The following is a 2,870-nucleotide window of genomic DNA, read 5'->3' as shown; positions in this document are numbered from 1 at the left end:
GGATCGCGCGGTGGTGAGCACGCTGACCAGGTCCTCGCCGGGAGTCCGCCGCCGCTGCGCGACGATGTCCCGCAGCACCCCGGTGAACTCCTCGACCGCCGCTGCGACCTGCGCGAAGGACTCGGCGACGGCGGTGGCGAGCACGATCCGGCGCCGCGGCCCGTCGCGCAGCGCCGCGTCCTGCTCCGCGGCAGGCAGCCTGCCGTGCAGCGCGAGGACGTCGGCGTCGGGTCCGAGCTCGCGCAGCGCGGACGCGGTCCGCCCGATCTCCGCGACGCCCGGCAGGAACGCCAGCACGCTGCCGTGCTCGAGCGCCCGCACGCACGTCCGGGCGACGGTGTTCTCGATCCGCTCGCTCCCGCCGCGACCGGCCCGGGCGGGCGGGACGTGGGCGACGGCGACGTCGTAGCTGCGGGCGGCGACCTCCAGCACCGGCGCGGGCCGGTCGTCGTCGCCCAGCAGCACGGCGGGGCGGGCCGTGTCGAGGGTCGCGGAGGTGGCGAGCAGCCGCAGGTCGGGCCGCAGCCCGTCGCGGGCGTCGAGCAGCAGGGTGAGCAGCAGGTCGGCGTCGAGGTGACGCTCGTGCACCTCGTCGAGGACGACGGTGGACACCCCGGCCAGCTCCGGGTCCCCGGCGAGGCGGCGCAGCAGCAGGCCGGAGGTGACGACCTCGACCCGGGTGTCCGGCCCGGTGCGGGCGTCGCCGCGGACGCGGTAGCCGACCGGCCCACCGACCTCGGTCCCCAGCAGCGACGACATCCGGGCCGCGGCGGCGCGGGCGGCGACCCGGCGCGGCTCGGCGACCAGCACCGTGCCCCCGGGTGCCGGGCCGGAGCCGTCGAGCCCGGCCAGGGCGAGCGGGACGAGGGTGGTCTTGCCGGTACCGGGCGGGGCGACGAGCACGGCGCCGCCGCGGTCGTCCAGCGCCGCCCGCAGCTCGTCGAGGACGGCGCGGACCGGCAGGTCGGGGAGTGGGGGCATCACTCCCGAGTATGGGTCAGGCCAGCCCGCTGTAGGACAGCACCATGATCACGACGACGGCGGCGGCCAGCCCGGCGGTGATCAGCAGCAGCACCCAGCCCGGCAGTGCGGTCCCGTCGAGGACGGGGGCCGCGGGACGGTGGGTGGCGGCGGTGGTGGCGGGCATCGTTGCTCCTGCGGTTCGGACTGCGTCGGACGGACGAACCTGATGTCGCGCACGGACCAGGAACCGTTAACCGTGGTCCCCGAAACTGATGACGGCTAGGTTCGGAGCGACGTCGACGACGACCGTCAGGCCCACCTTCCGGAGGTGCGATGAGCTCGCCCACCACGACCCGACCGGCATCCGACGCGGCCCGCGTGGCACAGGCCGCCCGGGAGGTGGTCGAGGCCCACGACCCGCTGTCGGTGCCGCGCGAGGAGCTGTTCGGCGCCCTCTACGACGCCGGGCTCGCCTGGGTGCACCACCCCGAGGGGCTCGGCGGCCTCGGGCTGTCCCGCGGGCTCCAGGCGGTGGTCGACCAGATCGTCACCGACGCCGGCGGCGAGCGGATGTTCGCGGTCAACCCGATCGGCTACGGCATGGGCGCGCCGACCGTGGTCGAGTACGGCCAGGACCGTGACCGGGTCGGGGCCTGGCTCCGGCCGATGGCCACCGGCGAGGAGATCTGGTGCCAGCTGTTCAGCGAGCCCGGCGCCGGCTCCGACGTCGCGGGCCTGGCCACCTCCGCGGTCCGTGACGGTGACGAGTGGGTCGTCAACGGGCAGAAGGTCTGGACGACCCTGGCCCACGTCGCGCGGTGGGGGATGCTCGTCGCCCGCACCGACCCCGAGCAGCCCAAGCACCGCGGCCTGACCTACTTCGTGATCGACATGACCCAGCCGGGCGTCGACGTCCGCCCGCTACGGCAGATGACCGGGCAGGCCGAGTTCAACGAGGTCCACCTGTCCGACGCCCGGGTCCTCGACGCGCACCGGCTCGGTGAGGTCGGCGCCGGCTGGAAGGTCGCGATCACCACCCTGATGAACGAGCGCACCGCCATCGGCGGGGTCACCGGGCGGCGCGGCAGCGGCGTCATCGGCGAGGCCCTCGGCCTGTGGCGGGCCCACCCCGACCGGCACACCCCGGTGCTGCGCGACCGGCTCGCGGCACTGTGGACCCGCGCCGAGACCCACCGCCTCACCCTGGCCCGCGCGCGGCGCACCGCGAGCGCCGGACAGCCCGGTCCGGAGGGGTCGGTGTCCAAGCTGGTCGGCGCCGAGCTGAACCAGGACGTCTACGAGTTCTGCATGGACCTGCTCGGCCCGGACGCGCTGCTCTACGACGACTGGACGATGGACCGCGGGCGGGTGCACACCGACCCGAACTCCACGGTGCAGCAGCGCTTCCTGCGCTCGCGCGCGAACACCATCGAGGGCGGTACCTCGGAGGTCATGCGCAACATCCTCGGCGAACGCGTGCTGGGTCTGCCCGGCGAGCCCCGGTCGGACTCCGACCGCCCCTGGAAGGAGGTCCCCCGTGGCTGAGCAGGAGCTCCGGGAGTTCGACGTCACCGACGAGCAGCGCGAGCTGCGCGCGGCGCTGCACCGCTTCGCCGAGCGCCAGCACGACGAGGCCACCCTGCGCCGGCTCGTCGACACCACCGACGGGTTCGACCGGGCACTGTGGGCCCGGCTCGGCACCGAGCTCGGCGCGCTGTCCCTCGCGGTGCCCGAGGACCTCGGCGGCGCCGGCGGGACCTGTGTGGACCAGGCCGTCGCGGCGGAGGAGCTGGGTGCGGCGCTGGTGACCGGGCCGCTGCTCGGCACCGTCGCGCTCGCGGTCCCGGCGCTGGTCGCGGCCCCGGCGGGCGACGGGCGCGACGCGCTGCTCGCCGCGCTGGCCGACG

At 75.7% G+C, this 2,870-nt stretch carries 4 protein-coding genes; 2 read left to right on the top strand and 2 right to left on the bottom strand.

Features of this window, described 5'->3' with window-relative positions:
• Both NH602_RS29795 and NH602_RS29790 read right to left on the bottom strand, forming a co-directional pair.
• Positions 1–981, bottom strand: a 981-nt coding sequence (locus NH602_RS29795; RefSeq protein ID WP_374210279.1) for a DEAD/DEAH box helicase, incomplete at its 3' end; no start/stop codon positions are given.
• Positions 982–997: 16 nt separating this feature from the next.
• The gene (locus tag NH602_RS29790; RefSeq protein WP_157818196.1) at positions 998–1,147 is read right to left on the bottom strand and encodes a hypothetical protein; all 150 of its coding nucleotides are present in this window, start codon (positions 1,145–1,147) and stop codon (positions 998–1,000) included.
• Positions 1,148–1,296: 149 nt separating this feature from the next.
• Here NH602_RS29790 and NH602_RS29785 point away from each other — a divergent pair, with 149 nt between their 5' ends.
• Together NH602_RS29785 and NH602_RS29780 are read left to right on the top strand one after the other, a co-directional pair.
• Positions 1,297–2,508 carry an acyl-CoA dehydrogenase family protein gene (locus NH602_RS29785; RefSeq protein WP_253069555.1) on the top strand — a complete coding sequence of 404 codons (1,212 nt, stop codon included), beginning with the start codon at positions 1,297–1,299 and terminating at the stop codon, positions 2,506–2,508.
• Positions 2,501–2,870, top strand: a 370-nt coding sequence (locus tag NH602_RS29780) for an acyl-CoA dehydrogenase family protein (protein ID WP_253069554.1), incomplete at its 3' end; no start/stop codon positions are given. The genes NH602_RS29785 and NH602_RS29780, both read left to right, overlap by 8 nt.

This window comes from Pseudonocardia sp. McavD-2-B (assembly GCF_024124365.1).
Taxonomy (GTDB): Bacteria; Actinomycetota; Actinomycetes; order Mycobacteriales; family Pseudonocardiaceae; genus Pseudonocardia; species Pseudonocardia alni.
This window is presented reverse-complemented; position numbering and strand designations above follow the sequence as displayed.